Genomic DNA, 5,809 nt, shown 5'->3' with positions numbered 1-5,809 from the left:
TTCTAGTAGTAACGAACTCGTAGTTATGGGCTTCAGAAAGATGGAAGACATCATGAAATTCTGGCTAGGCATTGGCGTTATTGTCATCTTCTTTTTCGGTGGATTCATCTTGATGATTATGGGATTAGAATCCGGGAATATCGGCGTCGGGATGATTCTATTCTATATTCTCGTGATTCCTGTAGTCGGAGTTATTATCGGCATGCCACTGATGCTGAAAGGAATCGGTACCAGCAGCTTCGGCATGTTTCAATCATCTGCACCTAAACTTGATAGTAAGGACTCTTCCTACATACATGAGCCGCCTGACTTCTGCAAGGAATGTGGTGCGAGCCTCAGTGCAGAAAACGTTGAGTGGGCCGGCCCTCTTACTGCTAAATGTCCGTATTGCGGTGCCATAATGAAAACGGAGAAGAGAGAAGTCTGAATTCAGTTTTCGCCAGAAGTCCTAAATGAAAACAGTTAACGTTGGGTATTGCCACTAGTAATATGCTAGGCGAAGATTCATGGTAACCTGTACTATCGCTTATTTCTCTCAAAAAGGTTCAACTGCCAAAATTGCCAAGACGATTTCTGATCGATTACGCGACATTGGTTGGTCCGTAGATACCTCTAATCTTGCAGAGGACTTGCAGGCCATGGAGAAATCTGATGTCATAGGAATTGGTACGCCGACCTTTTTCTTTCATGCCCCATCTTTGGTAAGTGAATTCATTGAAGCACTGCCTGATCTAGATGACCGACCATTCTTTGTGTTTGCGCTTTATAGCCTCCATGTTGGTGACACAGGCAATGAAATCAGAAAGAAGCTTCTGAAAAAGGGTGGACGGGATCTTGGATACTTCAAATCTAGGGGCACAAATCACTTTCCGGGCTATACAAGAAAGGGAATCCTCTTCTGTTCCGAGAATCCCAGTGAGGAAGAGCTCGGCAAAGCAAGGGAATTCGCTGATGAAGTAGCACGGAGATATCAAGACGAGGATGGCAATGTGGAGACATTTGACCCATCACCTCCAATGATATACCGTCTTGAGCGATTGGCCTCCAGTAGGTGGCTAACGGACCACCTTATGAGCAGAACCTTCGTTGTTGACGAAGAAAGCTGTATCAAGTGTGGCAAATGCGTAGACGCTTGCCCCACAGACAATGTCCATCTCGATGAGGAAGGTTTTCCCGAATGGGGGCAAGATTGTATTCTTTGCCTGTCTTGTGAGATAGCGTGTCCCGAGAATGCAATCTCGTCAATTCTGGATTCCAAGCTTATGAGCCCGATTATCAATTACAATATATCCAAAGGAAGGGAAAATCCGGAGATAGCCTTCAAGATGGTATGACATTTAGAGACATGTTTTATCCTTTAGGCCTTCAAATCTCCATATTGACTTATATTGGATAATGCAATCAGCTAATTGAGGTATGTAAGTGTCCCTCCAGAACTTACTCGAGAGTGTTCAGAAGAATATCAATGAAGGCAATATCAAGTACGCCCTGTTAGATTTGAAGTCAGCCCAAGGCATGGCTCCGGATGATTGGCGGGTAGCCTACTACTACGGTCGCTGTTATCTTGAGACCGGAGAGCTAGACAAAGCAATAGACAATTTGAAGAAGGCGCACGATGCTCAGCCAATCCCAACAATCAGCTATTTTCTAGCTAATGCGTACGTCAGAAACAAGAACTGGCCCGAAGCGGCCACCGTTGCTGAAGGTGCATTAGCCCAGGATGTGGATGACACCGTTACTGAAGCCGCGCTCAACTACATTCTATCAGGCGCGAACATGGAACAAGGCAATTTGGACACGGCGATAGCCGCTGCTGAGAAGGCTACTGAGCTTCAGCCTCAGGACAACGATTACAAGATCCACTTGGAACGGCTTCGAAAAGCCCAAGGCTGAACCTTATGTCGACTGTTAGTCAATAATCGCAAAATCATGTCGTCATTGCCCTCCATGCTGCTCCACAGTTGGATTTGGGTTTGTTCATGTGTTTACACATACAGGTAGGATTACCAGAACTGGAATTCTACTTATCGGGAACTATATAACAGGTCAATTCATAGGCATGCAAAATAACAATACGGAGGTCTCTTGGAGTGGAAATAGATTCAGGCGTTGAACCAGAACCATCAGGGCCACAGAGACGCGATTTTTCTGTAAGCTGGACGGGAATGGTTTCACGCACATTTGCGTTATGGAAGCGAAGATTGCCAGGCTATCTCACCATTATGGGTATCACTAGCATAGCGGTCTATGGGCTCTATGCTATAGTACTGTACCTTCTGGCAGGGCCTGGCGGTATCTCAATCTTGCCATATATCGGTACAAGTCCCTTCTCACTCATAACATCACTTATGAACTTGCAGGGATTATCGATGAATCAAGTCATTATTCTAGTACCAATGACGATCATTAGTATGATTATCTATGCTGTTGCCGGTGGTGCATCAATCAAGCTAGCATTCGATGATTATGGGGATCCGGGTACTGGAGACGTTGATACGTCCCTTTCCTATTCATTTAGCAGAGTATGGAGTCTGATAGGAGCTCAAATCATTGTCGGGCTTATTGTACTTATTCTACAGATACCCACGCTCTTGATGGTCGTATTCATGTTTACCGGGAATATCGAATTGATAGCTGTGACTGGCGTTCTTTCACTTGTTGGTCTGGTGCTAAGTGCATACATCGGTGTTCGATTAACACCCGTTTCTGCAGTCGTCATAACAGAAAATGATACCGGAGCGTTCGGCGCAGTGAAAAGAGCTTGGGCGCTTACTTCTAACAACTTCTGGCACATATTTGGTGGGCAACTACTGCTGGGGCTTGTCGTTGGTATTATCACAATTATTGTGGAGTTCATAATCGCAGCACTTACCTTCTCGGTGGCTGGTGTCATTGGAATTGTGCTTTCAACCATCATTGTAGGCGTGCTATTCAGCTCTGTTGATTACATTTTCCAGACCGTTTTGTATCGCGACCTTGAGGCAAGGGCTATACAAGATGAGGAGGACTGGTGGTAAATCAGTAACGGGCGGTATCCGTAACCCCCCTCCCTTTTCATTCTAGCATCTTGTAAATCCGCGTATCAATGATCAGTTCCACACTACGTGAATTCACAGTAGTATCTTAATATTTGGTGGGAGTTGCTTCGTACTCAGGATAGAAACACGGAGAGGTAATTGATGGTCGAAGCAGAATCTTCATATCGGCAAGAACAGGATTTTGCGGTTAGTTGGAGTGGTCTCGTTCTCAGAACGATAAGCCTTTGGAAACGAAGACTACTTAGCTACATTGGAATCATGATATCCAGCAAAGTGTTTCTATTTCTTCTATACATAGTTCCCGTGATTCTCATCTTGGGACCTGCCAGTTTAGCAAATATGATATACCTGCCCGTAACTCCAACAGGTGCAGTTCTCAATTATCTTGCTGCTGGCGGAAGCTCAGTCAGGGATATTGTCATGGCGATTGTGGCAATCATACTGACGTTTCTAGTTTATACCGCCACTACAGCTGCAACCGTTAAGATTGCTCTTGATGATTATGGCAATCCGGGAGCGGGAAATGTGATTGACGCATTTGGTTTCTCATTTAGTCGTTTTGGGATTCTGCTTGCATCATTAACGGTAGGATTCACGATTTTCCTCCTCGGGAGTCCTCTATCGGTACTTAACTATGCGTTCTCGCTATTCCTCATGTCTGGCACAATTCCTTTTTTCCCAATACTGACAGTATTCCTTTTGGCCGTAGGAGCTGAATATGTAGGAATTCGAATATTACCTGTATTCGCTGTCATTATTGAAGAACGGCAAGAAAGTCCATTTGATGCAATGAGAAGAGCATTCAATTTGACCGATTCACACTTCTGGCATATCTTCGGATCCCAGTTCATTCTCAACCTTGTCATCTCGGTAGTCGTAGGAATTGTCAACATGCTACTTGTGTCCCTGATGCAATGGTCGCTCATTTCCTTCTTTTTGGCGGTTACCATCGTAAATGGTCTACTAATTGCTCCCATTTCAATAGTATTCCAAGCCGTGGTTTATCGTGATTTGAAGTCAAGAGCAGAAACACAAGAAGAAGATTGGCTTTAGCTGTAGTGTCGAAATAGACTACCAAAACTAGCGTGAATAGTCATTTCCCTTTCAGAGACACACTTAAGCACAGAGACAGTTGAAAAGACACCTGAAAGCAACAGTAGAGCTGACAACTATGTCACATAAAGATGACTTTGATGGGCCGGTCTACCTTGACTACAACGCGACAACTCCAATTGCACCTGAAGTAGCCGAGGCCATGAAGCCCTATCTTTTCGAATATTTCGGAAATCCTTCAAGCAGTCATCCTTATGGATCTAAAACCAAACTGGCTGTAGAATCTGCTCGCAGGAATGTTGCTGAGCTCCTGGGATGCAAAACGGAAGAGGTTGTGTTCACAAGCGGGGGGACAGAAAGCAACAATTATGCAATCAAAGGAGTGGCCTTCAAGCACAAGAACAAAGGGAATCATATCATAACGTCAGAAATTGAACACCCTGCAGTGTTAGAAGTCTGTGATTGGCTAGATAAACAGGGCTTCAGAATATCGATATTGCCAGTTGATGAATATGGTTTGGTTGATCCAGAAGACCTCAAGGAAACGATCACACCGGAAACAATCCTCGTGTCAATCATGCACGCTAATAATGAAGTTGGCACAATACAACCGATTGCAGAATTGGCTGAAATAGCTCATGAACATGGAGCTCTCATGCATACAGATGCTGCTCAATCAATTGGTAAAATCCCCGTAAGAGTAGATGAATTGAACGTGGATTTGTTATCTCTTGCAGGGCACAAACTGTACGCTCCAAAGGGCATTGGCATGTTATACATCCGAACTGGCACCGAACTGGAGAAAATCCTTCACGGTGCAGATCACGAACGGGATAGGCGTCCTGGCACAGAAAATGTCCTTGAGATAGTCGGTCTGGGAAAAGCCTGTGAGATAGCAAAACGTGACCTAGAGAAGAACATGAAGCATTTCAGGAAAATGCGAGATAAACTTCATGAGGGTTTGCTACGGGAGCTCGGCGAGGATAGACTGAGACTGAATGGCCATCCGGAATTACGGTTGCCAAATACGCTTGACATAAGTTTTCGAGGGACAGAAGCAAATACACTACTGTCCGAGATTCAGGACGAAGTTGCAGCTTCAGCTGGAGCAGCTTGCCATGCTGAAGATGTAGATATCTCATCAGTTCTGGAAGCGATGGGCGTTCCAGTTGAATGGGCCATGGGAACTGTTCGGTTTTCGGTAGGAAGAGGAACAACAGCCGAACAAATAGACAGAGCAATAGATGTCATCTCCTCAACAGCAAGGCGCCTCCAACCGGCACCAGGCGAAGTGTGCATACCTGAGTCAGAAGAAAAGGAAATCTACAGATTAACGCAGTATACTCATGGTATGGGCTGCGCATGCAAATTGCGTCCTCAGGCACTTGAGGAAGTTCTGCGAAGCCTCCCCGTTCCTACAGACGAAAACATCATAGTCGGAATAGAAACAGCAGACGATGCAGCAGTATATCGTATCAACGAAGATATGGCAATTGTTCAGACCGTTGATTTCTTCACGCCAATAGTAGATGAACCCTATTGGTTCGGAGCGATCTCTGCTGCTAATTCATTGAGTGATATTTACGCAATGGGAGCCAAACCAATTCTGGGTGTGAACATTGCAGGATTTCCATCAAACAGATTGCCGTTATCTGTTTTAGAGGAGATCCTTAAGGGAGCACAAGAGAAAGCTAGCGAAGCTGGAATAAGCGTAATCG

The 5,809-nt window shown here is 45.0% G+C and carries 5 protein-coding genes; all 5 read left to right on the top strand.

From position 1 onward, the window contains the following. The first annotated feature begins 506 nt into the window (after positions 1-506). Complete coding sequence (locus GF309_02195; protein MBD3157576.1) at positions 507-1,334, top strand: 4Fe-4S dicluster domain-containing protein; 828 nt, start codon at positions 507-509, stop codon at positions 1,332-1,334. 88 nt (positions 1,335-1,422) lie between these two features. Continuing rightward, a complete protein-coding gene (locus GF309_02190) occupies positions 1,423-1,893 on the top strand; it encodes a tetratricopeptide repeat protein (protein ID MBD3157575.1) in 471 nt (156 codons plus the stop codon). 197 nt (positions 1,894-2,090) lie between these two features. Beyond that, a complete protein-coding gene (locus tag GF309_02185) occupies positions 2,091-3,017 on the top strand; it encodes a hypothetical protein (GenBank protein MBD3157574.1) in 927 nt (308 codons plus the stop codon). A gap of 162 nt (positions 3,018-3,179) precedes the next feature. Then, positions 3,180-4,091 (top strand): hypothetical protein, encoded by a 912-nt coding sequence (locus GF309_02180; GenBank protein MBD3157573.1) that lies wholly within the window; start codon positions 3,180-3,182, stop codon positions 4,089-4,091. A gap of 118 nt (positions 4,092-4,209) precedes the next feature. Then, positions 4,210-5,809 (top strand): selenide, water dikinase SelD (gene selD / locus GF309_02175; protein MBD3157572.1); only part of this gene is annotated, 1,600 nt, incomplete at its 3' end.

The organism is Candidatus Lokiarchaeota archaeon (assembly GCA_014730275.1).
Lineage (GTDB): Archaea > Asgardarchaeota > Thorarchaeia > Thorarchaeales > Thorarchaeaceae > WJIL01.
The sequence above is the reverse complement of the archived record's forward strand: the minus strand, read 5'-3'. Positions and strand labels throughout refer to the sequence as shown.

Bases quoted from the DNA above. Each gene is read 5' to 3' on its own strand.
- GF309_02195 (MBD3157576.1), top strand. From the start codon at position 507: ATGGTAACCTGTACTATCGCTTATTTCTCTCAAAAAGGTTCAACTGCC.
- GF309_02180 (MBD3157573.1), top strand. From the start codon at position 3,180: ATGGTCGAAGCAGAATCTTCATATCGGCAAGAACAGGATTTTGCGGTT.